The organism is Sphingobium cloacae, from assembly GCF_002355855.1.
Classification (GTDB): Bacteria; Pseudomonadota; Alphaproteobacteria; order Sphingomonadales; family Sphingomonadaceae; genus Sphingobium; species Sphingobium cloacae.
In genome coordinates, this window is the sequence record NZ_AP017658.1 from 21,479 (window position 1) to 46,689 (window position 25,211).

Consider the following 25,211-nt stretch of genomic DNA (forward strand, 5'->3'; position numbering starts at 1 on the left):
GAACGAAATGAGCCGGTCACGAGTTCTGCTGCGGCAAGCAAGTGTTCATACACTAGATGCGGTAATACGCGGATGCACCCCAGCCAGCTGACTGGGGTGCTGTCCCTCACATTGATGGTGTTCAGCCCGGTTAAGAATCAGGCGACAAGCACCATCGAAGAACAGCCATAGACTATTACGCCAGGACCGATGTTTGGCTGCAAGACAACAACACCTGTGTCACCGATGCTTCCGGCAGGATCGTCAGAGGTGAGGGTAGCAAGCGATTCGAACGCGTTCGTCGGCTTCGCGGCCGAACCCGATGATGTCGAGCAAAAACTTACTTCTGAACAAGTAAGTACGTCATGAATGGTTTCCGACCGAGGGCACTACGAGGTTGCCCGACCCTCGAACCGTCAAATAAACAACTTACCCGCTACATAAGAAAAAAGTAAATCCAACGCGAACAACTTCGTGCACGCAGAAGAGCACAAGACAAGCAGAATAGCCAAAAAGGAAGAGCATATGACCGCCGAGCTAACCAATCAAGCTGCGCAATTTGACGTGGCTATTGTCGGATGTGGGCCCGTTGGTGCTTTGCTAGCTAATTTCCTGAAGCAATATGGGCACAAGGTTGCCATTCTTGATCGCGAGCTCGACGTCTTCTACGCCCCGCGCGGAATGGGATTTGACGATGAGTCAACGCGAATTATGCAATCAGTTGGCATCTTGGATCGCCTTAAAGCGGAGGGCCATATCTATCAGGCAGACCTTGAGTTGATCGATCGGAATGGCAAACGCTTAGGGGGCTTTGACCGTCGTAGCGTCGGAGAAGATTTGCTGTCGGGACTCCATGGGCACCGCCACTTGACGCTGTTCCACCAGCCGAGTCTCGAGGCGATCCTGCGCGAAGAATTTTCAGTAGGTGAGAACGCGGCGAGTTCTTTTTTTTATCATGAAGTTACTGAGATAAACGATCTTGGCGAGCAAGTTGAACTGAGGTGCAAGAATCGGGCTACTAACGAAGATTTCACCATCTCAGCCAGCTATGTCGTTGGCTGTGATGGCGCCAGAAGCATTGTTCGGAAAACGATGAGCGTTCCGAGGGTAGACCTAAAATACACCGAACGGTATCTTGTAGTCGACGCGATTGTAGATGACCCAGTATATTTCAGAACAAGAATTCCACAGGGTGGATATATTCTTCATGACGGAAAGGAAGCTGGTGTTTTGGCCAAAGGTCTACATGGCCATGTACGCTTTGATTTCCTCCAACATTCCGAAATCGTCGGCGCTGAACTAAAAAATGAGAAAGACTACCAAGATGCGGCGAGAGCGCTCATTGAATCCCGGGGATTTGAGCCCGAGAATTTCCGGGTGATCCGCAGTGTGTCATACACGTTCTATGCGGGGATGCCGAGCAGATGGCGCGTAGGCCGGTTATTGGTCGCTGGTGACGCAGCCCATCTTACGCCCCCTTGGTCTGGGCAGGGTTTGAACATGGGCATACGCGACGCGGCCAACCTGTCGTTTAAGCTGAGTCTTGTGCTTAATAAAAAAACATCCGATCGCATACTGGACACTTACGATGATGAGCGTCGACCACAGAGCCTTGAGACCATTCAAGCCGCCGTCGATATGGGCATAAGAATGCAAAGTACCAGTCCATTACAAATCGGGTTACGCAACTTTGTCTACGCCCTATCCCGCAGCAGCAAGTTTGTTAATCGTCTGCTGTTCAGAAATTGGATAAGAAAGCCGGGATTCAAGAGCGGGCTTATAGGGCTGCAGCATCGTTTGTCTGGTACGCCGATGTTTCAGCCTTGGGTGCAAACGCCGGACGGCGAACGTAGGCGGATGGATGACCTGATTGGTCTTAGATTCGCGCTCATTTCCACAGATAGTCCAACGGGACCTGAAGTAACAGATTTCGTGAGGAGTCTCGGCGGAGTTGTGCTCAAGCTAGACTGCGATTTCTTTGATCCGGGTGAAACTGTGTGTAAGTGGTATGACAAGAACCGTATCAACGCGGTACTTCTCCGTCCGGATCGTGTGATTTACGACGCAGGTCGCGACGGTCGAGCGCTCTGTCGGTCTTTACTCTCTGAGCTCAGGAAGTAGGCGCGCTAGCCATAATGATCCGGGTGAATTGATTGTACGTCGTGGAAGTCAGGACCAACTTGCACACCGCGTTCGGATAAGTGTAACAGCGTCTTATGAAACCAGTGCGCGGGTGGAGTCATTTGCGTCTCTGGTGACACGCATGCTGCCGAGCAGGGCGGCATTTGCGCTGTATCGGGTCATTTTCATTACTTTGCGAGTTCGGCGGGCACACGTTGCCTGCGGACCAAGCACAGGCGGGTGTGGGCAGCCGCCAGGCAGGCACTGTCAACTTAGCGCGGGGACGGCTTGCTGTGGCCGATCGTGATCGGTAGCCGCCCGCCATGACCCGACTTGAACAGGGTGCATGGTACATTCTATCGATCGTCCGGTCATGATGCCTCTCCGCGAGAGTTTGCTCGGATTGGCGCAGATCGGCATCCCACGGGCGACCTTCTACCAGTGGTGCGAGCTCCATGCGAGCGATGGGCCGGGGGCGCTGGAGGACCGCCCCTCGCGTCCGGGGCGGGTGTGGAACCGCATTCCGGACGATATTCGCATGCGCATCGACGCGCCCGAGCTCTCCCCGCGCGAGCTGGCCGTCCGCTTCACCGACGAGCAGGGCTATTTCGTCTCCGAAGCGTCAGTCTACCGTATCCGTCATCCCAGACCCACGTGGCGTAGATGGCCATGAGCTTTGAGTGTCCCGCGTGCATATCGCGTAATTTGATTCGGCGGGGTGACTGTGGAGCAAGAGATCGACGGCAGTGGCGGCGTGGAGAACGGGCGCCGACGGCGCTGGACGCTGGAAGAGAAGCGCGCGGTGGTGGAGCTGTCGCTCGATCCGGCGTGCAGCATGGCGGAGGTGGCCGCGTGTTTCGATGTCCTTCCGGCCCAGATATATGCCTGGCGCCGCGAGTTGCGCGAGATGGCGGAGGACGCGGCGCGCGAGGACAGGGCGATGTTCCTGCCGGCGGTCATCGAGCCGACATCGGTGCCGGCGGTGCTGCTCGAACCGGAGGCCGCGAACGCGCGGCTGCTGCCGGACGCGGTGGTGCAGGTCGCAATGGAAGTGCGCGGCGTGCCAGTGATGGTCGCCCACGGCGCAAGTTCGACGCTGGTCGCCTCGGTAATCGCAGCGCTGCTGAGGGCGCGATGATCGGGCCGGGCAGCGACGCCAAGGTGCTGATCTACACCAAGCCGATCGATTTCCGCTGCGGCATCGACACGCTGGTGGCCAAGGTCCAGCACGAGTTGAGCCAGGATCCGTGGCGCGGAGTCGCCTATATTTTTCGTTCCAAGAGGAAGGACAGGCTGAAGATTCTGTGGTTCGACGGCACCGGCATCTGGCTGATGACCAAGCGCGCCGAGGCCGCCGAAGGATTCGCCTGGCCGCCGGCGGTCGATGGCAGTTTTTCGATCACGGCGGCGCAGATGGCAGCACTCACCTCGGGCATGGACTGGCGTCGGCACCGCGCGCCAAGGCGCGTAAATCCGCCTAAAATCGAGGGTTTCGCTGATGCGTGAGATAGTCGCGACAGGCCGAGTCAACTGCGCTGGACGCGTCGTTACGCATGTGATTCGATGCCTGCCATGGACCCGCTGACGGCCTCCTGCAAAGACCCAGTTGCGCTGCTCGCGACCATCGCGAAGCTGACCGCCGAGGCGGCCGAACGCGACCAGCAGATCGTTCGCATCAACGCCGAGAACGAGGCGCTCGCCCGCGCTGCGGCCCAAGCTGAGGCGCGCGAGATCATCGCGCTCGCCACCGCGAAAGCGGCCGAACACGCCGCCGTCATCGCCGAGGCGAAGGCCGCCGAGATGGAGGACGCGCTCGCGGCCGCCCGCGATGAGGTCAAGCGCCTCAACGACATTCTCGACCAGTTCAAGCGCCACCGTTTCGGCCAGAGCGCCGAGCGGCTCGATCCCGACCAGTACCAGCTCGTGCTCGAAGAGCTCGAAGCTGCCTTGTCGCGCGCCGAGGCCGGGCTCGAAGCGCTGATCGACCAGGCTGACGCGACCGGCGAGACAAAGCGCCGCCGCCGCAACAACCGTGGAGCGCTGCCCGCCCATCTCGAGCGTATCGAGCAGGTCGTCGACATCGAAGACAAGCAGTGTGCCTGCTGCGGCAACGATCTTCATGTCATCGGCGAGGACGTCACCGAGCGCCTCGACGTCGTGCCCACCATCTTCCGCGTGCTGGTCACCCGCCGTCCGCGCTATGGCTGCCGCGGCTGCGACGAGGGCGGCGTCACCCAGGCGCCGGCGCCAAGCTTCATCGTCGATCAGGGCCTGCCCACCGACGCGCTCGTCGCCCAGGTCATCGTCGCGCGCTACGCCGATCACCTTCCGCTTTACCGGCAAGCCCAGATCTACGCCCGCCAGGGGATCGATCTCGACCGGGCAACGCTCGCCGACTGGGTCGGGCGCGTCGGATGGTGGCTGACTCCGCTCAGGCAGCATCTGCTCGCCGAGCTGCGAAGTTCGGTGAAGCTGTTCGCCGACGAGACGCGCATGCCCGTGCTGGCGCCCGGGACCGGCAAGACCAAGAGCGGCCAGCTGTGGGCCTATGCCCGCGACGATCGGCCATGGGGCGGACTCGCGCCGCCCGCCGTCGTCTACATGTACGCCGCCGGCCGCGGCGGCATGCATCCGATCGACCATCTCGGCGACTTCGCCGGGGTGCTCCAGGTGGACGGCTATGCCGGCTACAATGAGATCAAGCGCCGCAATGGCGTCACCCTCGCATTCTGCCTGCTTCACGCGCGGCGCAAGTTCTACGATTTCCGCGAAAAGGAGCCCGTTGCCGACGAGGTGCTCCGTCGCTTCTCGGCGATCTACAAGATCGAGGCGACGCTCAGGGACACCTCGCCCGAGGCGCGGTTCGAAGGGCGGCAGCTGATACTGAAGCCGCTGTTCGATAACCTGCGCGACTATCTCTCGAAGAACCTCGGCCGGTTCAGCGCCAAGGGCAAGATGGCCGAAGCGATCAACTATATGCTCAACCACTGGCAGCAGCTCACCTATTGCCTGCTCGACGGCCGCGTCGAGCTCGATACCAACACGGTCGAAAGAAGCATCCGCCCGATTGCCCTGTCGCGCCGCAACTCGTTGTTCGCCGGCAGCGATGCCGGGGCAGACAATTGGGCGGTGCTCGCCAGCCTTCTCGAAACGTGCAAACTCTCGGACGTCGATCCGCTCGCCTGGCTCACCGCCACCCTCACCAAGCTTGCCAACGGTCATAGCAACAAGGACCTCGATTCCCTCATGCCCTGGCACTTCCCCAAGATCGCCGGGCGCAACGCCCCCTCTTAAGACGCTTGACCGGCACGTTTCCGCCACGTGGGTCTGGGATGACGGATACAGTCTACCGCTTGCTCAAAGCACATGACCTAATCACCAGCCCTGCCTTCATCGTCGTCAAGGCCGCGGACACGTTCCACACCAAGACAACTGCGCCCAATCAGCTCTGGCAGACGGACTTCACCTATCTGAAGGTGATCGGCTGGGGCTGGATGTACCTGTCGACCGTGCTCGACGACTTTTCCCGCTACATCGTATCCGTCATCCCAGACCCACGTGGCGTAGATGGCCATGAGCTTTGAGTGTCCCGCGTGCATATCGCGTAATTTGATTCGGCGGGGTGACTGTGGAGCAAGAGATCGACGGCAGTGGCGGCGTGGAGAACGGGCGCCGACGGCGCTGGACGCTGGAAGAGAAGCGCGCGGTGGTGGAGCTGTCGCTCGATCCGGCGTGCAGCATGGCGGAGGTGGCCGCGTGTTTCGATGTCCTTCCGGCCCAGATATATGCCTGGCGCCGCGAGTTGCGCGAGATGGCGGAGGACGCGGCGCGCGAGGACAGGGCGATGTTCCTGCCGGCGGTCATCGAGCCGACATCGGTGCCGGCGGTGCTGCTCGAACCGGAGGCCGCGAACGCGCGGCTGCTGCCGGACGCGGTGGTGCAGGTCGCAATGGAAGTGCGCGGCGTGCCAGTGATGGTCGCCCACGGCGCAAGTTCGACGCTGGTCGCCTCGGTAATCGCAGCGCTGCTGAGGGCGCGATGATCGGGCCGGGCAGCGACGCCAAGGTGCTGATCTACACCAAGCCGATCGATTTCCGCTGCGGCATCGACACGCTGGTGGCCAAGGTCCAGCACGAGTTGAGCCAGGATCCGTGGCGCGGAGTCGCCTATATTTTTCGTTCCAAGAGGAAGGACAGGCTGAAGATTCTGTGGTTCGACGGCACCGGCATCTGGCTGATGACCAAGCGCGCCGAGGCCGCCGAAGGATTCGCCTGGCCGCCGGCGGTCGATGGCAGTTTTTCGATCACGGCGGCGCAGATGGCAGCACTCACCTCGGGCATGGACTGGCGTCGGCACCGCGCGCCAAGGCGCGTAAATCCGCCTAAAATCGAGGGTTTCGCTGATGCGTGAGATAGTCGCGACAGGCCGAGTCAACTGCGCTGGACGCGTCGTTACGCATGTGATTCGATGCCTGCCATGGACCCGCTGACGGCCTCCTGCAAAGACCCAGTTGCGCTGCTCGCGACCATCGCGAAGCTGACCGCCGAGGCGGCCGAACGCGACCAGCAGATCGTTCGCATCAACGCCGAGAACGAGGCGCTCGCCCGCGCTGCGGCCCAAGCTGAGGCGCGCGAGATCATCGCGCTCGCCACCGCGAAAGCGGCCGAACACGCCGCCGTCATCGCCGAGGCGAAGGCCGCCGAGATGGAGGACGCGCTCGCGGCCGCCCGCGATGAGGTCAAGCGCCTCAACGACATTCTCGACCAGTTCAAGCGCCACCGTTTCGGCCAGAGCGCCGAGCGGCTCGATCCCGACCAGTACCAGCTCGTGCTCGAAGAGCTCGAAGCTGCCTTGTCGCGCGCCGAGGCCGGGCTCGAAGCGCTGATCGACCAGGCTGACGCGACCGGCGAGACAAAGCGCCGCCGCCGCAACAACCGTGGAGCGCTGCCCGCCCATCTCGAGCGTATCGAGCAGGTCGTCGACATCGAAGACAAGCAGTGTGCCTGCTGCGGCAACGATCTTCATGTCATCGGCGAGGACGTCACCGAGCGCCTCGACGTCGTGCCCACCATCTTCCGCGTGCTGGTCACCCGCCGTCCGCGCTATGGCTGCCGCGGCTGCGACGAGGGCGGCGTCACCCAGGCGCCGGCGCCAAGCTTCATCGTCGATCAGGGCCTGCCCACCGACGCGCTCGTCGCCCAGGTCATCGTCGCGCGCTACGCCGATCACCTTCCGCTTTACCGGCAAGCCCAGATCTACGCCCGCCAGGGGATCGATCTCGACCGGGCAACGCTCGCCGACTGGGTCGGGCGCGTCGGATGGTGGCTGACTCCGCTCAGGCAGCATCTGCTCGCCGAGCTGCGAAGTTCGGTGAAGCTGTTCGCCGACGAGACGCGCATGCCCGTGCTGGCGCCCGGGACCGGCAAGACCAAGAGCGGCCAGCTGTGGGCCTATGCCCGCGACGATCGGCCATGGGGCGGACTCGCGCCGCCCGCCGTCGTCTACATGTACGCCGCCGGCCGCGGCGGCATGCATCCGATCGACCATCTCGGCGACTTCGCCGGGGTGCTCCAGGTGGACGGCTATGCCGGCTACAATGAGATCAAGCGCCGCAATGGCGTCACCCTCGCATTCTGCCTGCTTCACGCGCGGCGCAAGTTCTACGATTTCCGCGAAAAGGAGCCCGTTGCCGACGAGGTGCTCCGTCGCTTCTCGGCGATCTACAAGATCGAGGCGACGCTCAGGGACACCTCGCCCGAGGCGCGGTTCGAAGGGCGGCAGCTGATACTGAAGCCGCTGTTCGATAACCTGCGCGACTATCTCTCGAAGAACCTCGGCCGGTTCAGCGCCAAGGGCAAGATGGCCGAAGCGATCAACTATATGCTCAACCACTGGCAGCAGCTCACCTATTGCCTGCTCGACGGCCGCGTCGAGCTCGATACCAACACGGTCGAAAGAAGCATCCGCCCGATTGCCCTGTCGCGCCGCAACTCGTTGTTCGCCGGCAGCGATGCCGGGGCAGACAATTGGGCGGTGCTCGCCAGCCTTCTCGAAACGTGCAAACTCTCGGACGTCGATCCGCTCGCCTGGCTCACCGCCACCCTCACCAAGCTTGCCAACGGTCATAGCAACAAGGACCTCGATTCCCTCATGCCCTGGCACTTCCCCAAGATCGCCGGGCGCAACGCCCCCTCTTAAGACGCTTGACCGGCACGTTTCCGCCACGTGGGTCTGGGATGACGGATACGCTACATCATCGCCTGGAAGCTCTGCACCACCATGACGGCTGGCGATGTCACCGAGACGCTCGAGGCAGCGCTCAAAGCCTCGGGCTGCGATCAGGCGCGCGTCCAGCACCGGCCGCGGCTGCTCTTTCGACAATGGCCCGAGCTACATCGCCAGCGATCTCGCCGACTGGCTCGAGGATAGGAAGATCAAGCATATTCGAGGAGCTCCATGCCGGCCCTTATGCATTAATCGGACACAGATTCACGGTAGGCGTCAGCGTCAGTGGAAGGGGACTATTTCCGCAGGTCTTCGATGCCGAGTTCGCGCCACATCCAGGTGAAATCGTAGGTTGCCATCGGGTCGTTCGGTTCGGGGTGAGCGCTGCTACGGTTTTCGAGATGCTTGAGCCACCCAGCTACTCGATAACGGCCTGCGGCCGTTCGAACGGCCGCACGTGGGCTGATGTCCCCAAGCATTCCAACGGGTTCATCGAGCGTCGCGCGGTACTGGCGGTCGAGCATGGCATGAAGGCCCAGTCGGCCCGAAGCTGCGATTTTGGTCATCTTGGAGAACACGTCGGGAACGGGCTGGTTGTTGTTGACGATCGCCCATGCGAGGAACGACGTTCCGCTCCGATAAGGGAGCGGCGTTATGAGCCTTGGCGTTTCGAGTGGGGATCTGATCGGCTCCTGGAGCCTGAGTTTTTCGGACATCGCGTTCGTGACCGGCAAAGCGGAGACGGCACGACTGGGATTGGCGGTTCAGCTTAGATTTTTCGCCGGGCATGGCTTCTTTGTGCCGGATCATGCGTCGATACCCTCCGACGGTGTCTTGTATCTGGCGGAGCAACTTGGTCTCGATGCCAAATCCGTGAACCACTATGATTTTTCCGGGCGCACCGCCCGCCGGCATTGCGCGGAGATTTTGCGGCATCTCGGGTTCCGCCGTATGACGCAGACGGATCGCAGGGCGTTGTCGAGGTGGATTTCCGACGATCTTTGTGCGGGCGGGCAGCCGATCAATGCCATGCTCGAGCATGTTTTCCTGTGGTGCCGCGACCGCCGTATCTATGGGCCGTCGCGCAAGGAGCTGGAACGCCTCGTCCGTTCGCAACGACACCTCTATCTGGAGGCCCTGTTGGCCCGAGTCCGCGATCGGCTTGCGCCGGATGCGGTCGCCTTGCTGGAAGCCTCGCTCGCCGATCCCGATGGCCCGACCGGCTTCAACACGATGAAGGGGGATGCAGGTCAGGCGACGCTCGAAAACATTCTTGGCGTGACCGCCAAACTCGCCTTTATCCAACGGCTTGCTCTTCCCCGAGATTTCCTATCGGTCACGGGCAAGGCATGGGTCGATCAGATCGTTCGCCGGGTTGCCGGCGAGAAAGCCTCGGAGATGCGCCGGCATGTACCGGCGCGCCAGCTCGGGCTCTATGCCGTTTATCTGATGGCGCGGGAAGCTCAGCTTACGGATGCGATGGTCGACCTGCTGATCGAGACGGTCCATAAGATCGGATCGCGCTCGAAACGCAAGGTGGTGGGCGATATCGCGAAAGACATCGAGCGGGTCTATGGCAAGGAGCGACTCCTGGTCGAGATTGCCAGCGCTTCGATCGACGATCCATCCGGGCGCATCTGCGATGTCATTTTCCCAATCGCCGGCAAGGACAAACTGGCGGCGATCATCAAGGAAAGCCAGGCAAAGGGCGCCTTGGATCGGCGGATCTACAAGGTGATGCGGAGGTCATGGGCCAATCATTATCGCCGTATGCTGCCAAGCCTGCTTTCGGCACTGGAGTTCCGGTCGAACAACGCCGTGTGGCGTCCGGTGCTGGCGGCCCTGGACTGGATCAGAAGCAAAGTGGATGATGGATGCCGCTACGTGCCGCCGCACGCAGTGCCGGTCGACGAGGTCATTCCGGCGAGATGGCGCAGTTCCGTCATTGATGAAGAGGGGCGCGTAAACCGGATCAGTTATGAGCTTTGTGTCCTCGCGCAACTGCGCGATCGCATCCGTTCTAAGGAAATCTGGGTTGTCGGGGCGGACCGATACCGCAATCCCGATGACGATCTTCCCAAGGACTTCGATGCGCGGCGAGAAGCATATTACACAGGATTGAACCTGACGGCGGATGCGCGTGCATTTTCAAGCGCCATCCGGGAAGAGCTTGCTCAGGAACTGTTGCTCCTCAATGCCAATATTCCCCGGAACGACAAGGTTCGGCTGCTGTGGCGCGGCGAGAACCGTATATCTCTCACCCCGTTCAAACCCTTGCCCGAACCCAGGGGTCTCGCCTCGATCAAGACCGAGATCGGCCAACGCTGGCCGATGACCGGGCTGCTCGACGTACTGAAGGAGGCTGCCCTTGATACGGGACTTCTCGAAGCGTTCGAAACATCGGCCTCGCGTGTTGCACTGCCGAAAACCGCGCTGGATCAACGTCTCCTGCTATGCCTCTACGGCCTGGGAACGAATGCCGGGCTCAAGCGGATCGCCGGCGCCACCCCCGATGTCAGCTATGAAGAGCTGCTGCATGTCCATCGCCGCTTCGTTCATGCCGCGGCGCTCAAGGAGGCGTGTGCCAGGGTTGCGAATGCGACCCTGGCAATCCGCAATGCTGCAGTCTGGGGGGACGCCGGCACGGCCTGTGCGTCAGATTCCACAAAGTTCGGAGCCTGGGATCGCAACCTGATGACGGAATGGCATGCGCGTTATGGTGGACGGGGCGTCATGATCTACTGGCATGTCGAACGACGCGCGACATGCGTCTATTCCCAGCTCAAGCGCTGCTCTTCCTCCGAGGTCGCCTCCATGATCGAGGGCGTGCTGCGCCATTGCACCGACATGGAAATCCAGCGACAATATGTTGATAGTCATGGCCAAAGCGCGGTTGGCTTTGCATTTTGCCGGCTTCTCGGATTTGAGCTTGCACCCCGCCTGAAAGCGATCGCTCGCCAGAAGCTGGCTCTTCCCGATGTCGGCATGCGAACGCGGCTTCCCCACTTGCAGCCGATCCTCTCCAGTCCGATCAACTGGGATGAGATCGAGCAGCAATATGACGAGATGGTCAAATATGCAGCCGCGATGCAGACAAAAACCGCCGACCCGGAGGCGATCCTGCGCCGGTTTAGCCGCTCCGAGGTGATGCACCCGACCTACAAGGCGTTGAGTGAGCTGGGCCGCGCGGTCAAGACGATCTTCCTGTGCCGGTATCTGCGCGAGGAGTCCTTCCGCCGCGAAATTCATGAAGGCCTGAATGTCGTTGAAAACTGGAACAGTGCCAATGGGTTCGTTTTCTTCGGCAAGGGCGGCGAGATCGCCACTAACCGCATCGATGAGCAGCAGCTCTCGGTCCTGGCGCTACATTTGCTGCAAGCGTCGCTTGTCTATGTGAACACCCGAATGCTTCAGAGCGTGCTGGTGGAACCGAAATGGACGGGCCGGATGACGCCGGATGATTATCGCGGCCTCACACCGCTGATTTACAGCCACGTCAATCCTTATGGCCGCTTCGACCTCGATCTGAATAGCCGGATCGATTTTGGGCGGCTTGCTGCCTGACCGGGGCCTTTCCGCTCGCACCATTTGGGTGCACCCGAACGTGACGATCGGAAGTGACATATACGACATGTCACAAAAGGGTGGTTCCGTCACCAATGTTACTGTACGAGGGCAAAGCCACCCTAATGTGACGGATTTGCCCATGACCCGCGTCGGCTACGCCCGCGTCAGCACCATCGACCAGGATCTCGACATCCAGGTTGCCCGGTTGAAGGCAGCGGGCTGTGAAATCCTCCGCTCCGAAACAGGCTCGGGCGCATCGCGCACTGGACGCACGGAGCTTGAGACGATCATGCAGTTCCTGCGCGCCGATGACGAACTCGTCGTCCTGCGTCTCGATCGGCTCGGTCGCTCCACACGCGATGTTCTCAATCTGGTTCATGAACTCGACCAGAAGGGAGCCTCATTGCGGGTGCTTGAGCCGGAGGTGACGACGGCCGGAAGCATGGGGCGGATGGTGATCACCATTCTGGGCATGGTCGCGGACATGGAACTGACGTTCATCAAGGACCGGCAGCGCGCCGGGATCGAGGCGGCGCGCGCCGAAGGCGTCTACAAAGGCCGGAAGAAAAACATCGATGACGATGAAATCCGACGCCGGATCACCGCCGGCGCGAGCAAGGCCAGCGTCGCGCGCGACCTCAAGATCTCAAGAATGACCGTCTATCGGGCGCTTGACGTCATTCCTTCAAGGATCGGGCTGCCGGAAAAGCCGCCTTCTGTCACCATCGCCCTGCATCTGACCATCGAGAACTTCAACAAGCATGGTCGTGGCAGAAAGCCCGCTCGCGAGCGCATTGAGGCGATGCTGGAGCGGGATTACCAGATGCAAAAGACCGGGAACTGCGATTACACGCTGACCGTCGCCTATGATCAGGGTGCCGATGGCGTCAGCCTCGATGATGAGATCGCATCTCTCCAGACAGAGATGTTCAACATCGCAGAGAGCTACAGGTGCTCGATCGAGACCGATGTTTACGAGATTGGAGGACAAGAGCGAGCCTGGTAGATCGCCATGTTCAATCTTTGTTCTTCAACATGGCCAAAATCGCAGCTTCGGGCCGACTGGGCCAGATTCGGCGATCGGCGAGGGTGAGGGGGGACAGCTCGACAATATCGACCAGCTCGCCGGGTTTGACGATTTCCCCGTAATTGGCGGGATCGAACGGGTTTCCACGCCCCTTTTGCGCGAGGGTGAGGGCGGTATCGTCGCCCAGGGCAACCTTTGCCTTTCCGTTGTTTACAGGTGAGCTTGCACGATTCATGCCCTCACTTTAGCAGCAGCGGTGAGCTAGGCAATTCCTAAAGCTCCCCGATCGGGATCGGGGAGGGGATACCCCAAAACTCACCGTCGATTTGGTGGCTACCCCAAAGCTCACCGGACTCGACCCCAACACTCACTTTTACCGACCCCAAAACTCACCGAAGGCTACCCCAAAACTCACGCGACTCGACCCCAACACTCACTTTTTGAGGCCATTTTCCCAAGTTTTCTGCGGGTTTGAGGCACCCCGAATCTTGAATCTAAGAAGAATCTTTGAATCAGAACGCGAACAGTGAGTTTTAGGGTAGCCCCGCCTGTGGATAACTTTACCCAACTAGCGGGGTTTCACACACCGAGAAAAGAAAAGCGCCGCCTCTTGGGGCTTCGCCCCGCCGGCTCGCGGCCTTCGGCCGCCCCGGATGGCTAAAGCCATCCTCCCACCCGGCATCCCCATAATGAGCCGGCTACGCCGGCACGCTTTTGTTGGATTGGCACCCAGCTCCACCGTTGCGCTTAACCATCCAGCACACCACCAAGCCCAACCATCCAATTGGCTTTCCAGAAAAGCCATGCGGATAGCGCGGCGACCAACATGAGAGGGCAGGGAAGGCGGAAACGTCCCCACAGGCGCGATTTCCGCCCCGCCCAGCCCCTTTTCAGGCGTCAGGCACAGGTTGAGAGGGTCGAACGTCGACGGCGCTCTACGGGCTTCCCTAGCGGTCGATTTCCCGAAGCTAGACCCTCGTGGTTTCACACACCCCGCTCGATCGGCCGGCGCTGGCGTCGATCGCCAACGGTGAGGACCTACCCCAAAACTCACCTTTCGCACGCCAGAGCGCGGTTTTCCGCGCTTCCAGACGATTTCGTCGCGGCGCGCCATGTAGCAGAACGCCATAGCTCCGCTATATAAATGATATCGTAATGATTGCGGATTGGCGGGTGGAGCCGTTAAACGCCCTCACGCCGATCCTGCCTTGCGATCGTGTCCCATGCTATCAGGTGGAATGTCGAAGGATTTCAATTTGCCGGCGTCCACCCCCGTTCGGCTCACGCCCTATGACCCAAGCTGGACTGTCCGCGCCGCCGACGAAGCGGCGCGCCTTCAACGGCGCGTCGCCGCGATCCTGGCGGTCCATCACATCGGTTCGACGTCGATTCCCGACATCGCCGCCAAACCCGTTCTCGACCTGATGCCGGTCGTTTCCAGCTTGCCCGCATCGGGCGTGAGCAAGGGCCGCGCGACATGCTGCGACCCGAACGATATGCCGGTTTCATCGCTGTCGATCGCGCGGCTCATGGTCTCGAACACGACCGTCTCCTGGCCGAGCAGATCGGAAACGAGCTTGGCGCTGTCGTGATCGTTGACCCCGAACACTTGCAGCACGCCGGCGTTGGACAGGAAGGTGCCGGCGCGGCGCTCGTAGAGCGCGCGGAGCTGATGAACGTCTTGCAGGATCGGCCAGAGCTGGATGCCGTAGCCGGCCATCAGGCCCATCGCGCGCTCGACGGGTTCGAGACGGCCGAGCGCCGCAAATTCATCGAGCAGGAACAGGACAGGGCGGGCAGAGGAGGCCGGCGCGCGGGCGAAATCGGTCAGCCCTTGCGCCAGCATCAGGCGCAGCCAGCGGGCATAGGTGGCGAGCCGATCGGGCGGCAGCACCAGATAGATCGTCGTGGGCCGCGCCTTCACATCGGCGAAGGAGAAATCCGAGCGCCCCAGCACGGCCGACATGCGGGGGCTATCGAGGAAATGAGTATGGCGCTGCGCGGCCGACAGCACGCCGGCGGCTTCGCGATCGGACTTGCCCAGGTGGCGGTTGGCGGCGCGGGCGATCAGGCCGCGCGCCTGCGTGCTGCCCGACATTTCCCGCAGCATCCTTTGGAAATTGTCAGGCGCGAAGGTCAGGCAGTCGCGCAGGGCTTGGGTCGTGCGGCTGAGCGGAACAGGAAAGTGTCATAAGGCACTGTTTGGCTCGATACAGCGATAGATGGTGGCCGGGTGAACGTTGAAGGTCCTTGCGACGGCGCTAATGGACTTACCCTCGAGAACGAGTTGGCGAGCGAGCTCCGCCTGATCTGGGCGCATTTTCTTTGGGCGTCCGAAGCTCACACCGCGCGCCATCGCCGCCTTTCGCCCCTCCTCGGTTCGGCTCAATATGAGAGTCCGCTCGAACTGGGCGATCCCAGCGAATACGGTCATGATCATCACGCCAGACGGGGACGTGGTATCGGCCCAAGGTTCATCAAGCGATTGTAATCCTGCCTGCTTTTCCTTGATGCGTTCCGCGATGTGCAGGAGTTCGATGGTGGATCGCGCCAAACGATCGAGGCGGGCGACGACGAGAACATCGTCTTTGCGCAGGTGACCCATCAGCTTTTCAAGCTCGGGCCGGCCACGAGCGGCCCCCGATATTTTCTCTTCGAACATCATTTCACAGCCCGCCTCCGAGAGCCGACCGCGCTGGATTTCCAAGTTCTGATCCTCGGTGGAAACGCGCGCGTAGCCGAGCTTCATGCGGCTCTGTTGCAAACTCTGATGCGGTTGCCAAGGTTGGGCCCTTGGATTGGTAAGGTCGGTTGTGATGGACGATTTCAAAGGGCGGCATTTTACCGGAGAAGTCATCCTATGGGCGGTCCGCTGGTACTGCCGGTACGGCATCAGCTACCGTGATCTCGAGGAAATGCTGGCGGATCGTGGCATCGATGTCGATCACACGACCATCTATCGCTGGGTGCAGCGCTATGCGCCGGAGATGGAGAAGCGGTTGCGCTGGTTCTGGCGGCGGGGCTTTGATCCGAGTTGGCGTCTGGATGAGACCTACGTCAGGGTTCGGGGCAAATGGACCTACCTGTACCGGGCGGTCGACAAACGGGGCGACACGATCGACTTCTTCCTTTCGTCGACCCGCAGCGCCAAAGCCGCGAAGCGCTTTCTGGGCAAAGCCCTTCGCGGATTGAAGGACTGGGAGAAGCCAACGAAACTCAACACCGACAAGGCACCAAGCTACGGCGCCGCAATCGCCGAGTTGAAACGAGAAGGGAAGCTCGCCGAGGAAACCGAACACCGGCAGGTAAAATATCTGAACAACGTGATCGAGGCCGATCATGGCAAGCTCAAGATGCTGATCAAGCCCGTGCGTGGTTTCAAATCGATGCCGACAGCCTATGCCACGATCAAGGGCTTCGAGGTCATGCGCGCCCTGCGCAAAGGGCAGGCCCGGGCATGGTGCCTGCAGCCAGGGATCAGGGGAGAGGTGCGTCTGATCGAAAGATCATTTGGCATTGGCCCCTCGGTCATGACCGAGGCCATGGACGTGCTCAATCAGCATTTCGCCAATGCTGCCTGATCCCCCAACAGGGTGACGCCGCTCGGCAGTCCCCCATGTTTGCAACAGAGCCCCCCGGGCTGCCGACGTGATTGGGCGACAGCCGGGAAGCCGACTGCGTTGCGGTGAAATTGGGCGGAACGATCGTACAGTTTGCGGTGACCGCGCTAGGATCGAGCGCTCCGGTTCACCGATCCGATCGCACCAGCTTACGGGTCAGCTGCGGCGCCCGGCGGCCCGAAGCGCTGTCGAAAATCTTCCAGATCGAAGGCTATATCGTCGAGGCGCAGGAATTCCTCAGCGGGCATGCCGGGATGCTCTTTCCCATACCATTCGGCGTAGCGCGGCAGATCGGGTGCAAAACCCTTATAGTGGGTCGAATAAGCCCGAAGGTACAAGGTCGGCATGGCCGCAGCGAGATCGAACCGCAACAGCCGCAGCCACCCGTCGCCGATGCCGTCGATCACTCTCGCGGAAGAGCCGGTATCCTTGAGCGACTGCTTGCGGCCCTGATAATTGACCAGGAATTGGTAAACCTTGTGCCCGTGCTGGTTGAGGTCGATCCGGTGTCTCACGCCGTGGAAATGGCCATTGAGGGTCATCAGGATCTGGTCATGCCGCGAGATGAAGCGCTCCCACAGCCGCGCCGGACCAAAACGTCGGCTGTCCCGCAGCGTCATGTCCAAATAGACGATGGACGCGCGCTCGCCTTCTTCATTGAGAAACTCGTGGATGGAGACGATCGTCGGAAGGCCGGGGTAAGCATTGATGACGCCGTCAGCCCAGGCAAGCGTCTCCTCATTCGGGCACATTTCCAGGCCCAGATGAAGGAAGCGATAGCCGCCCGCGCTGAAGATCTGCGCCGAGCTGCATCCCTCGTCATGGAATGACACGTACCAGGCCTTTCCATCGAAGAACGGCGATGAGGCGCCGAATATGTTCGTCCAGTTCGCGAGCCCCGAGACCTGAAGGCCGCCAATCCCTTCGACCTTGTTGCCCTTGATACCTCCGCCAATTTCCGCCGGAAACTCGTGGTCCGTCCACAGATGATCATAATCGTGATTTCCCGGGATCACGCAGAACGGCAAACGATCGGCGATGATGTTCCAGGCAGCGCGAGCGGCGGGCATCTCGATCGAGAGCAACTGTTCAGGCGATGCAGGGAGCAAATCCTCGATCACCGGATTGCCGATCGCCCTCATGCCTCGGTCGAGACTGAGCTGGTCGGGCTCCGCAATGCTCGGATGCTGCCAATTGTCGCCAAGACCTGACACGAAGGCGATCTCGCCGCCCGCGCTCCGGGCATTGCGCGCAAGATAGGCCATCACATCGTACAGCATCTCGCGCGTGTCGAAGGGGAAGCCGCCTTCGCGCTGGTTGCGATGACTCACATAATTTTGCGTGTCGGACACGACCGCGATGGAGAAGGGCGGGCTCTGTTGCAAACTCTGATGCGGTTGCCAAGGTTGGGCCCTTGGATTGGTAAGGTCGGTTGTGATGGACGATTTCAAAGGGCGGCATTTTACCGGAGAAGTCATCCTATGGGCGGTCCGCTGGTACTGCCGGTACGGCATCAGCTACCGTGATCTCGAGGAAATGCTGGCGGATCGTGGCATCGATGTCGATCACACGACCATCTATCGCTGGGTGCAGCGCTATGCGCCGGAGATGGAGAAGCGGTTGCGCTGGTTCTGGCGGCGGGGCTTTGATCCGAGTTGGCGTCTGGATGAGACCTACGTCAGGGTTCGGGGCAAATGGACCTACCTGTACCGGGCGGTCGACAAACGGGGCGACACGATCGACTTCTTCCTTTCGTCGACCCGCAGCGCCAAAGCCGCGAAGCGCTTTCTGGGCAAAGCCCTTCGCGGATTGAAGGACTGGGAGAAGCCAACGAAACTCAACACCGACAAGGCACCAAGCTACGGCGCCGCAATCGCCGAGTTGAAACGAGAAGGGAAGCTCGCCGAGGAAACCGAACACCGGCAGGTAAAATATCTGAACAACGTGATCGAGGCCGATCATGGCAAGCTCAAGATGCTGATCAAGCCCGTGCGTGGTTTCAAATCGATGCCGACAGCCTATGCCACGATCAAGGGCTTCGAGGTCATGCGCGCCCTGCGCAAAGGGCAGGCCCGGGCATGGTGCCTGCAGCCAGGGATCAGGGGAGAGGTGCGTCTGATCGAAAGATCATTTGGCATTGGCCCCTCGGTCATGACCGAGGCCATGGACGTGCTCAATCAGCATTTCGCCAATGCTGCCTGATCCCCCAACAGGGTGACGCCGCTCGGCAGTCCCCCATGTTTGCAACAGAGCCCCATGACCATCCTGCCAGCGATCACGACAATCGAGCGGTTGTGCGCGGACGCGCTCGTCGCCGCCGAACGCCAGATCGAGAAGCGGATCGCAGCCCGTCTCGATCCCGTCGCCTGTGATGGGCTCGACCGACTGACTACCGAGATGCTGCCGGGGGCGATCAGCCGCTTCATCTGGCTGCGCCGGATTGAGCCGGGCAACAACTCCGCCGCGGCGAACCGGCTGCTCGACCGGCTCGAGTTCCTGCGCGCGATGAACCTCAATGATGGTTTACTTGCCGGTGTTCCACCGCATCGCGTCGCCCGGCTACGCCGGCAGGGCGAGCGCTACTTCGCCGATGGCCTGCGCGATCTCGGCGCCGATCGGCGCCGCGCTATCATGGCGGTTTGCGTCATTGAATGGGCCACTGCGACGGCGGATGCGGTGATCGAAACACATGACCGGATCGTTGGCCGCACCTGGCGCGACGCGAAGCAACTGCATGACGCGCGGGTCGTAGAAACCAGAGGCGCTACCACTGCGACTTTGAACGGCTTCACTGCACTCGGTCAATCATTGCTCGAAGCGCATGGCGACGGCGCGTCGCTGGAAGATGCGGTCGCGCGCGGGGCGGGATGGGAACGGCTCACCAGTCTCGTCGCTACGGCCAAGACGTTGACGGACACCTTGGGCGACGATCCGCTGGCCTATGTTGATCAGGGGTATCACCGCTTCCGTCGGTATGCCCCGCGCATGCTGCGATGCCTCGACCTCAAAGCTGCGGCGGTTGCACGGCCTTTGCTGGACGCGGCTACCGCCATCGCTACCAGGGGCGCAGTTCCGGCGGCCGACGATTTCTTGCGCCCGCATTCCAAATGGCGGCGACAGTTGCGGGCGAAGGGCGATGATGATGCCCGCCTCCGGGAAGTCGCGGTCATGTTCCACCTGCGCGACGCGCTGCGCTCGGGCGACATCTGGTTCGACCGCTCGCATCGGTATGGTGACCTGCGCCACGTCCTCGTGCCGATGGCGGTCGCGCATGCCGCGAAGCTAGCGGTCCCGTCCGACCCGCATGTCTGGCTGGCTGACCGCAAGGTGCGTCTCGCCGATGGCCTTGCCCGGCTCGGTCGCGCCGCGCGCAGCGGTACAATTCCGAAAGGCAGCATCGAAGACGGCACGCTGCGCATTGATCGCCTCACCGCCGACGCGCCGGATGGGATCGAGGATCTGATGCTCGATCTGTATCGCCGCCTGCCGCCCGTCCGCATCACCGATCTGCTGCTCGAAGTCGATACCGCGCTGGGTTTCACCGATGCCTTCACGCATCTGCGCACCGGCGTGCCGTGCGGCGACCGAATTGGTCTGCTCAACGTCCTGCTCGCCGAGGGCCTGAATTTGGGCCTGCGTAAGATGGCAGAGGCTTCCAACACCCACGACTATTGGCAACTCTCCCGTCTCGCGCGCTGGCACGTCGAAAGCGAGGCGATCGACCAGGCGCTGGCCAACGTGGTCGCGGCGCAAGGGGCGCTGCCGATGGCCCAGGTGTGGGGTATGGGTAGAGCCGCATCGGCCGATGGCCAGTTCTTCCCCGCAGCACGGCAGGGCGAGGCGATGAACACGATCAACGCCCGCTACAGCAACGATCCCGGAATCAAGGCCTATACTCACGTCAACGACCGCTTCGCGCCGTTTGCATCGCGGACTATTCCAGCCACAGTCAGCGAAGCACCTTACCTGCTCGACGGGCTGACGATGAATGAGGCAGGGCGACGGATCGAAGAGCAATACGCCGACACTGGCGGGTTCACCGATCATCTGTTCGGGATCAGCGCCATGCTCGGCTACCGCCTTGTGCTGCGCATCCGCGACCTCCCATCCAAACGACTGTACGTATTCGACCCTGCCACCACGCCGAGCGAGCTGCGCCCGCTGGTGGGCGGCAAGGTTCGTGAGGCGCTGATCGTTTCCAACTGGCCCGACCTGTTCCGCTGCGCCGCCACCATGAGCGCGGGGCAGGTCGCGCCGAGCAGCATCTTGCGCAAGCTCGCCGCCTATCCGCGCCAGAACGATCTTGCAGCCGCGCTGCGCGAGGTGGGCCGGATCGAGCGGACGCTATTCATCGTCGAATGGATTCTCGACGCCGGTATGCAGCGCCGTGCACAGGTGGGCCTCAACAAAGGTGAGGCACATCATGCGTTGAAAAATGCCCTGCGCATTGGCCGTCAGGGCGAAATCCGCGACCGCACGACGGAGGGTCAGCATTACCGGATCGCTGGCCTCAACCTACTGACCGCCATCATCGTCTACTGGAACACCCTGCATCTCGGCCATGCCGTCGAAGCTCGCCGCCGCGAAGGGCTCGATACCCCCGACCATCTTCTCGCCCATATCTCGCCGCTCGGGTGGGCCCACATCCTTCTCACTGGTGAGTACCTTTGGCCCAAGGACTCCGCCGCTTAGGGTGTCATTCCGCCCTCAGCCAGAACTGACCCCATCCCGCGCAGATCGTCCCACGAGCTTTTGCGCGCGGCGGGCGGCTCGACGCCCGCCGCCGTCGCGATGGTCATCAGATCATCCAGCGAGAATCCGTTGAACTTCCCGCGCAGGAGGTCGTTGAGGCGCAGCCGTGTCAGCCCGAGCCTTTTGGCGACTTGGCCTTGCGGCACGTCCCACGACTTCACCCGCGCGGTGATACGCGCGCGCACGAAAGCGGTAGCGGCCATTGGAGCCTCCCTGGTCAGCTTGCTAAGCTATTCGCCATTCTCGTTTCCTATGAATAGCCCGCCTCCTTTTGGTGGCGAACGGCCAGCAACGCCACCGTCTCGCCGTCGAGGCGATACAGGACGACATAGCCGCTATCTCCAAAGTCGATCAGCTTTTCCCGATATTCAGGGTCCATATCTTCCGCAGGTCGGCCGACGCGCGGCGATTGCGCCAGAATCTTGACCCCTGCCCGGATCGCCGCGACCGCACGGCTCGCCGCGTCGGCGTCCTTGGGCTTCAACCAGCGATGGAGCCGGTCAACATCGGCCAGTGCTTCCGGCGTCCAGATCAGACGTGGCACTTAGGCAGCTCCGCATCCTCGCCCGCTTCCAGCTTCGCCAACCAGGCGTCCGCTTCCTCAAGCGTCAGATGCAAGCCCGTCCGCTGATATTCCTCCCATGCCCGTATCGCGTCCTGCTTGAACGCCTCGCGCTTTTCCTCGCGCTCGACATACTGCGCGATGGCTTCGCGCATGATCCAATGCGAGCTGCGACGGCGCGCGTCGGCCAAGTGCTGCACGCGCCCTTTCAGGGTATCGTCCAGCTTGATAGATGTTGCCGCTGCCATATTGCGACCTCCTTAGCGCAAGGTATTGCCTCGCGCTAAGATACGCTATCCCTGCCCCGCCGTCCATCCCTTCCCTTGGTGTGCGCTGGGGCGCTTTCGTCATTTCACATACAGAAGCCGTGCTATCGTCATTTCAGGGGGCGTTTGCGGGAGGGGGCGGAATCCTACGCTAAGGATTTGGGCCAGCGATATTCCCCGGTTAGATTGATGTGTTCCCATCCCAACGGCGAGACGTGGGCGAGTAGATCAGGCGCGATATGGGTACCGCTGGCGGCCCGGGTATTGACGACCTCGCCGAGCTTCATGGTGTTCCAGAATATGATGATGGCGGCGAGCAGGTTCATTCCGGCGATGCGATAGTGCTGGCCTTCGCCGGATCGATCCCGGATTTCACCTCGGCGGTGGAAGCTGATGGCGCGCTTTAGGGCGTGGTGGGCCTCACCCTTGTTGAGGCCGATCTGAGCCTGGCGCTGGAGGCCGGCATCAAGAATCCAGTCGATCATGAACAGGGTTCGCTCGATGCGGCCCACCTCTCGCAATGCGAGGGCCAGCTCATTCTGGCGCGGGTAAGAGGCGAGCTTGCGAAGAATCTGGCTGGGGGCGACGATCCCCGCTGCGATCGTCGCCATGATGCGCAGGATGTCGGGCCAGTTGCGCTCGATGAGCGGTTCATTGATCTTACCTCCGACCAGCGCTCGCACATTGGCCGGCGTCGCGTTGGGCGTGAAGGCATAGAGTCTTTTCTGAGGGAGATCGCGGATACGGGGGGCGAACCTGTAGCCGAGCAAGGCGCAGGCGGCGAACACATGATCGGTGAAGCCGCCCGTGTCGGCAAAATGCTGGCGAACGCGGCGGCCCGCGTCATTCATGAGCAGCCCGTCCAGGATATAGGGAGCCTCGCTGACCGTTGCCGGGATCACCTGGGTTGCGAACGGCGCATATTGATCGGACACATGGCTGTATCCCTTGAGGCCCGGGACGTTGCCATATTTCGCGTTGATCAGATTCATCGCCTCGCCCTGCTCGGTAGCAAGGAAGAACTGCCCGTCGCTGGATGCCGATTGCCCTTGTCCCCAGAAGGCGGCCATGGGCAGGGCGGCGTGGGCCTCCACGATCATGGCGAGCGCCCGATCATAGGCGCTGCCTTCGACATGCCAGCGCGCGATCCGCAGCAATTCCCAGAAGCTGTGCGTGTTGGTCGCCGCCGCCATCTTGCGCAAACCGAGATTGACGCCTTCCGCCAGCAACACGTTCATCAGGCCGATCCGGTCGCTGCAGGGCGCGCCGGTGCGCAGATGCGTGAACGCCTCGGAAAATCCGGTTCGCTCATCGACTTCCAGCAACAGATCGGTGATCCTCGCGGGCGGGAGCTGTTGATAGAGATCGAGCACGAGATCCTCGGCCCCTTCGGGCGTGTCGGCCCTCAGCTTGTCGATGTGCAGCTTGCCGTTCTCGATGATGCCGCCTGGGATCGTGCCGGTTCGCGCCGCGCGGCCAAACTCCTTCAGCCGTGTATCCAGTCGAGCCCTGCGCTCGGCCAGCCATTCGCCGGGTCGCAGCGGCACGGCGAGCCGCGCGGTCTGCTCTATCGCCTGTGGCGGGACCAGAAGCTGCTTGAGGTCGCCATAGCGGCGCGATCCCGCCAACCATATGTCACCGGACCGGAAGGCGTCGCGGATGTGGAACAGCACCGCGATTTCCCAAAGCCGGTGGTCGCCGCTGGGCTCAGCGCGAAGATGACGATGCCATTTCGAGTTGGGACGTAGAAAATCCACCGGCGGATCGACCTTGATCCCGTTACGCAGCATCGCAACGGCCGCCAGAAGAGGCGTGGCGATCGGCGCCGCCTGCATGTCGAGCAGGCGCAGCATCCTGGGCGCGTAGAGGCGGAAACGGTGATAGCCGTCCAGCACACGGCTGAGCGGGTCGGCCGCGAGCACGTTGGTCAGCGCGGAGGCCGTGGCGACAAGGGTTCTGAACCGTTCCCAGCCAGGCCCGGTGGCGATTATCCCGTCCAGGGCCGTGCCATCGTCCTGCGCTCCAAGCAAAGCACCACCGATTTCGGCAAAGGACTTCAGCGTGTCCCGAACGGCCGCCTTTTCGTCGGCGATCCTGGTGTTGCAAAGGCGTTCGGAGGCCCGATAGAGACGGCCTACGATGCGATCGTGGGTCTCCACGATGACATCGGCCAGCGATGACCGCCATTCCAGGGTGCAGACAGCGAGGATCGCAAGCCGCCTGTCTTCGGGCAGATCACGCATGCCGTCGGCGTAATAGCGCTCGCCCTGCCGGCGAAGCCGGGTCACACGATGCGCCGGCACGCCGTCCAGCAAATCCGCCGGAAGATCGAACCTTTGAAGATATTCCAGTCGATCCATCAGCCGGTTAGCGGCTGCTGAATTTGCGCCAACCTCGAACTGTCGCAGCCATACGAAGCGCGTGACGCGACCATCCACCGTATCCTCCAACAGGTGAGCCAAATTCTCGCTCAGGGTTGGCGTGATGCGATGGGCGATAAGATCCTCGATCCGGCGCTCGGCCTCAACCAGCGCATCGGCGCAAAGGCGCTCGATCGTCGAGGAGCCGGGAAGGATCGTGCGGGTGCGGCGACACTCCGCAACGAAGCGACGGGCAAGATCCTCATTCGATGTCGCCGCCTCGGCTTCCCGAGCGATCCATTCGCGCAAATCCCGTGCGCCCCGCCCCGAAAAGGAGCGATAGCCGTAGATTCGGCGAAGGTCCGCCAGATGCTCGTGCCGGGTCTCCTCGCGCGCGGCATAGAGGAGTAGATCGTCGCTGGTCAGGCCGAGCTGGGCCGCGATGAAATCCGATACCTGCGCCGGGATCAACTCGCCAGGAGCGAGCACCCGGCCCGGGTAGCGCAGGACGCACAGTTGCAGCGCGAAGCCAAAACGATTGTGGGCGCGCCGGCGCTGGCGGATATGCCCGAGATCCTCATCGCTGAGGGTATAGTGCCGCAGCAGCTCACCTTGATCGACCGGCAAGTGAAGCAGCGCCTCGCGCTGTCGATCGGTCAGGGTCACGCGACGCGGCATACATGCTCCTTATTCTTTCCGAGCTACGGTTTGAGATAGCTTGATTGAGATGCT

General features: G+C 61.7%; 17 protein-coding genes and 8 pseudogenes. 16 read left to right on the forward strand and 9 right to left on the reverse strand.

Translation table 11 applies throughout. From position 1 onward, the window contains the following. Positions 1 to 504 precede the first annotated feature (504 nt). The 10 genes and pseudogenes from SCLO_RS21495 to SCLO_RS21540 form a co-directional block, all read left to right on the forward strand. Positions 505 to 2,100 (forward strand): FAD-dependent monooxygenase, encoded by a 1,596-nt coding sequence (locus tag SCLO_RS21495; RefSeq protein ID WP_096362261.1) that lies wholly within the window; start codon positions 505 to 507, stop codon positions 2,098 to 2,100. Positions 2,101 to 2,476: 376 nt separating this feature from the next. After that, positions 2,477 to 2,737, forward strand: a pseudogene (locus SCLO_RS21500) (helix-turn-helix domain-containing protein); the annotation flags it as partial. An 81-nt stretch (positions 2,738 to 2,818) separates the two neighbouring features. Further along, complete coding sequence (locus SCLO_RS21505) at positions 2,819 to 3,238, forward strand: transposase (protein WP_082734689.1); 420 nt, start codon at positions 2,819 to 2,821, stop codon at positions 3,236 to 3,238. Further along, positions 3,235 to 3,606 carry an IS66 family insertion sequence element accessory protein TnpB gene (tnpB, locus tag SCLO_RS21510; protein WP_062346440.1) on the forward strand — a complete coding sequence of 124 codons (372 nt, stop codon included), beginning with the start codon at positions 3,235 to 3,237 and terminating at the stop codon, positions 3,604 to 3,606. Before SCLO_RS21505 ends, tnpB (SCLO_RS21510) begins: the two co-directional genes overlap by 4 nt. Before the next feature lie 294 nt (positions 3,607 to 3,900). Then, positions 3,901 to 5,394: an IS66 family transposase gene (gene tnpC, locus SCLO_RS21515; protein ID WP_066522435.1), complete on the forward strand. Its 1,494-nt coding sequence runs from the start codon at positions 3,901 to 3,903 to the stop codon at positions 5,392 to 5,394. 47 nt (positions 5,395 to 5,441) lie between these two features. After that, positions 5,442 to 5,642 (forward strand): annotated as a pseudogene (locus SCLO_RS21520) (DDE-type integrase/transposase/recombinase); the annotation flags it as partial. 80 nt (positions 5,643 to 5,722) lie between these two features. Continuing rightward, the gene (locus SCLO_RS21525) at positions 5,723 to 6,142 is read left to right on the forward strand and encodes a transposase (protein WP_082734689.1); all 420 of its coding nucleotides are present in this window, start codon (positions 5,723 to 5,725) and stop codon (positions 6,140 to 6,142) included. Beyond that, the gene (tnpB, locus tag SCLO_RS21530; protein WP_062346440.1) at positions 6,139 to 6,510 is read left to right on the forward strand and encodes an IS66 family insertion sequence element accessory protein TnpB; all 372 of its coding nucleotides are present in this window, start codon (positions 6,139 to 6,141) and stop codon (positions 6,508 to 6,510) included. The genes SCLO_RS21525 and tnpB (SCLO_RS21530) overlap by 4 nt, the downstream gene beginning before the upstream one ends. A 294-nt stretch (positions 6,511 to 6,804) precedes the next feature. Then, positions 6,805 to 8,298, forward strand: a complete 1,494-nt coding sequence (gene tnpC, locus SCLO_RS21535; protein WP_066522435.1) for an IS66 family transposase — start codon at positions 6,805 to 6,807, stop codon at positions 8,296 to 8,298. Positions 8,299 to 8,346: 48 nt separating this feature from the next. Then, positions 8,347 to 8,626: pseudogene (locus SCLO_RS21540) on the forward strand (DDE-type integrase/transposase/recombinase); the annotation flags it as partial. Here SCLO_RS21540 and SCLO_RS23105 read toward each other — a convergent pair. Next, a pseudogene (locus SCLO_RS23105) lies at positions 8,622 to 8,858 on the reverse strand (hypothetical protein); the annotation flags it as partial. The pseudogenes SCLO_RS21540 and SCLO_RS23105 overlap by 5 nt on opposite strands. A gap of 121 nt (positions 8,859 to 8,979) precedes the next feature. On the opposite strand from SCLO_RS23105, the gene SCLO_RS21545 reads away from it, so the two are divergent. Together SCLO_RS21545 and SCLO_RS21550 are read left to right on the forward strand one after the other, a co-directional pair. Then, complete coding sequence (locus tag SCLO_RS21545; protein WP_006961814.1) at positions 8,980 to 11,889, forward strand: Tn3 family transposase; 2,910 nt, start codon at positions 8,980 to 8,982, stop codon at positions 11,887 to 11,889. Between the two features lie 142 nt (positions 11,890 to 12,031). Next, positions 12,032 to 12,898 carry a recombinase family protein gene (locus SCLO_RS21550; protein ID WP_006961816.1) on the forward strand — a complete coding sequence of 289 codons (867 nt, stop codon included), beginning with the start codon at positions 12,032 to 12,034 and terminating at the stop codon, positions 12,896 to 12,898. A 61-nt stretch (positions 12,899 to 12,959) separates the two neighbouring features. Here SCLO_RS21550 and SCLO_RS21555 read toward each other — a convergent pair. Further along, positions 12,960 to 13,154, reverse strand: a pseudogene (locus SCLO_RS21555) (replication initiation protein); the annotation flags it as partial. Positions 13,155 to 14,157: 1,003 nt separating this feature from the next. Between SCLO_RS21555 and SCLO_RS21560 the strand changes: the two are divergent. Next, positions 14,158 to 14,304, forward strand: a pseudogene (locus tag SCLO_RS21560) (GrpB family protein); the annotation flags it as partial. On the opposite strand, the pseudogene SCLO_RS21565 reads toward SCLO_RS21560, so the two are convergent. Next, positions 14,289 to 15,086, reverse strand: a pseudogene (locus SCLO_RS21565) (type IV secretory system conjugative DNA transfer family protein); the annotation flags it as partial. The pseudogenes SCLO_RS21560 and SCLO_RS21565 overlap by 16 nt on opposite strands. A 21-nt stretch (positions 15,087 to 15,107) precedes the next feature. Next, positions 15,108 to 15,668: a recombinase family protein gene (locus tag SCLO_RS21570; protein WP_011950653.1), complete on the reverse strand. Its 561-nt coding sequence runs from the start codon at positions 15,666 to 15,668 to the stop codon at positions 15,108 to 15,110. A gap of 67 nt (positions 15,669 to 15,735) precedes the next feature. On the opposite strand from SCLO_RS21570, the gene SCLO_RS21575 reads away from it, so the two are divergent. Further along, entirely contained in the window at positions 15,736 to 16,500 is a 765-nt protein-coding gene (locus tag SCLO_RS21575) for an IS6 family transposase (RefSeq protein ID WP_066522521.1), read from the forward strand. 188 nt (positions 16,501 to 16,688) lie between these two features. Here SCLO_RS21575 and SCLO_RS21580 read toward each other — a convergent pair whose 3' ends face one another. Then, positions 16,689 to 17,681 carry a metallophosphoesterase family protein gene (locus SCLO_RS21580; protein WP_123905556.1) on the reverse strand — a complete coding sequence of 331 codons (993 nt, stop codon included), beginning with the start codon at positions 17,679 to 17,681 and terminating at the stop codon, positions 16,689 to 16,691. Between the two features lie 295 nt (positions 17,682 to 17,976). Between SCLO_RS21580 and SCLO_RS21585 the strand changes: the two genes are divergently transcribed. Together SCLO_RS21585 and SCLO_RS21590 are read left to right on the forward strand one after the other, a co-directional pair. Beyond that, entirely contained in the window at positions 17,977 to 18,741 is a 765-nt protein-coding gene (locus SCLO_RS21585) for an IS6 family transposase (RefSeq protein ID WP_066522521.1), read from the forward strand. Positions 18,742 to 18,786: 45 nt separating this feature from the next. Then, positions 18,787 to 21,231 (forward strand): annotated as a pseudogene (locus SCLO_RS21590) (Tn3 family transposase); the annotation flags it as partial. Here the strand turns inward: SCLO_RS21590 and SCLO_RS21595 are convergent. The 4 genes from SCLO_RS21595 to SCLO_RS21610 all read right to left on the reverse strand — a co-directional run bounded on the left by SCLO_RS21595 (position 21,228) and on the right by SCLO_RS21610 (position 25,157). Next, positions 21,228 to 21,494 carry an XRE family transcriptional regulator gene (locus SCLO_RS21595; protein WP_083949265.1) on the reverse strand — a complete coding sequence of 89 codons (267 nt, stop codon included), beginning with the start codon at positions 21,492 to 21,494 and terminating at the stop codon, positions 21,228 to 21,230. The pseudogene SCLO_RS21590 and the gene SCLO_RS21595 overlap by 4 nt on opposite strands. Before the next feature lie 47 nt (positions 21,495 to 21,541). After that, complete coding sequence (locus SCLO_RS21600) at positions 21,542 to 21,835, reverse strand: type II toxin-antitoxin system RelE/ParE family toxin (RefSeq protein WP_066522399.1); 294 nt, start codon at positions 21,833 to 21,835, stop codon at positions 21,542 to 21,544. Beyond that, the gene (locus tag SCLO_RS21605) at positions 21,823 to 22,101 is read right to left on the reverse strand and encodes a CopG family ribbon-helix-helix protein (RefSeq protein ID WP_066522401.1); all 279 of its coding nucleotides are present in this window, start codon (positions 22,099 to 22,101) and stop codon (positions 21,823 to 21,825) included. Before SCLO_RS21605 ends, SCLO_RS21600 begins: the two co-directional genes overlap by 13 nt. A 164-nt stretch (positions 22,102 to 22,265) precedes the next feature. Continuing rightward, positions 22,266 to 25,157, reverse strand: a complete 2,892-nt coding sequence (locus tag SCLO_RS21610) for a Tn3 family transposase (protein ID WP_016746447.1) — start codon at positions 25,155 to 25,157, stop codon at positions 22,266 to 22,268. Between the last annotated feature and the right edge of the window lie 54 nt (positions 25,158 to 25,211).

What these genes read in the sequence shown, in the direction of transcription:
- tnpC (WP_066522435.1), top strand. Translation starts at nt 6,805, where the DNA reads ATGGAGGACGCGCTCGCGGCCGCCCGCGATGAGGTCAAGCGCCTCAAC.
- SCLO_RS21570 (WP_011950653.1), bottom strand. Translation starts at nt 15,668, where the DNA reads ATGAAGCTCGGCTACGCGCGCGTTTCCACCGAGGATCAGAACTTGGAA.
- SCLO_RS21575 (WP_066522521.1), top strand. Translation starts at nt 15,736, where the DNA reads ATGGACGATTTCAAAGGGCGGCATTTTACCGGAGAAGTCATCCTATGG.
- SCLO_RS21595 (WP_083949265.1), bottom strand. Translation starts at nt 21,494, where the DNA reads ATGGCCGCTACCGCTTTCGTGCGCGCGCGTATCACCGCGCGGGTGAAG.
- tnpC (WP_066522435.1), top strand. Translation starts at nt 3,901, where the DNA reads ATGGAGGACGCGCTCGCGGCCGCCCGCGATGAGGTCAAGCGCCTCAAC.
- tnpB (WP_062346440.1), top strand. Translation starts at nt 6,139, where the DNA reads ATGATCGGGCCGGGCAGCGACGCCAAGGTGCTGATCTACACCAAGCCG.
- SCLO_RS21495 (WP_096362261.1), top strand. Translation starts at nt 505, where the DNA reads ATGACCGCCGAGCTAACCAATCAAGCTGCGCAATTTGACGTGGCTATT.
- tnpB (WP_062346440.1), top strand. Translation starts at nt 3,235, where the DNA reads ATGATCGGGCCGGGCAGCGACGCCAAGGTGCTGATCTACACCAAGCCG.
- SCLO_RS21545 (WP_006961814.1), top strand. Translation starts at nt 8,980, where the DNA reads ATGAGCCTTGGCGTTTCGAGTGGGGATCTGATCGGCTCCTGGAGCCTG.
- SCLO_RS21550 (WP_006961816.1), top strand. Translation starts at nt 12,032, where the DNA reads ATGACCCGCGTCGGCTACGCCCGCGTCAGCACCATCGACCAGGATCTC.
- SCLO_RS21605 (WP_066522401.1), bottom strand. Translation starts at nt 22,101, where the DNA reads ATGGCAGCGGCAACATCTATCAAGCTGGACGATACCCTGAAAGGGCGC.
- SCLO_RS21585 (WP_066522521.1), top strand. Translation starts at nt 17,977, where the DNA reads ATGGACGATTTCAAAGGGCGGCATTTTACCGGAGAAGTCATCCTATGG.
- SCLO_RS21610 (WP_016746447.1), bottom strand. Translation starts at nt 25,157, where the DNA reads ATGCCGCGTCGCGTGACCCTGACCGATCGACAGCGCGAGGCGCTGCTT.
- SCLO_RS21580 (WP_123905556.1), bottom strand. Translation starts at nt 17,681, where the DNA reads ATGAGGGCGATCGGCAATCCGGTGATCGAGGATTTGCTCCCTGCATCG.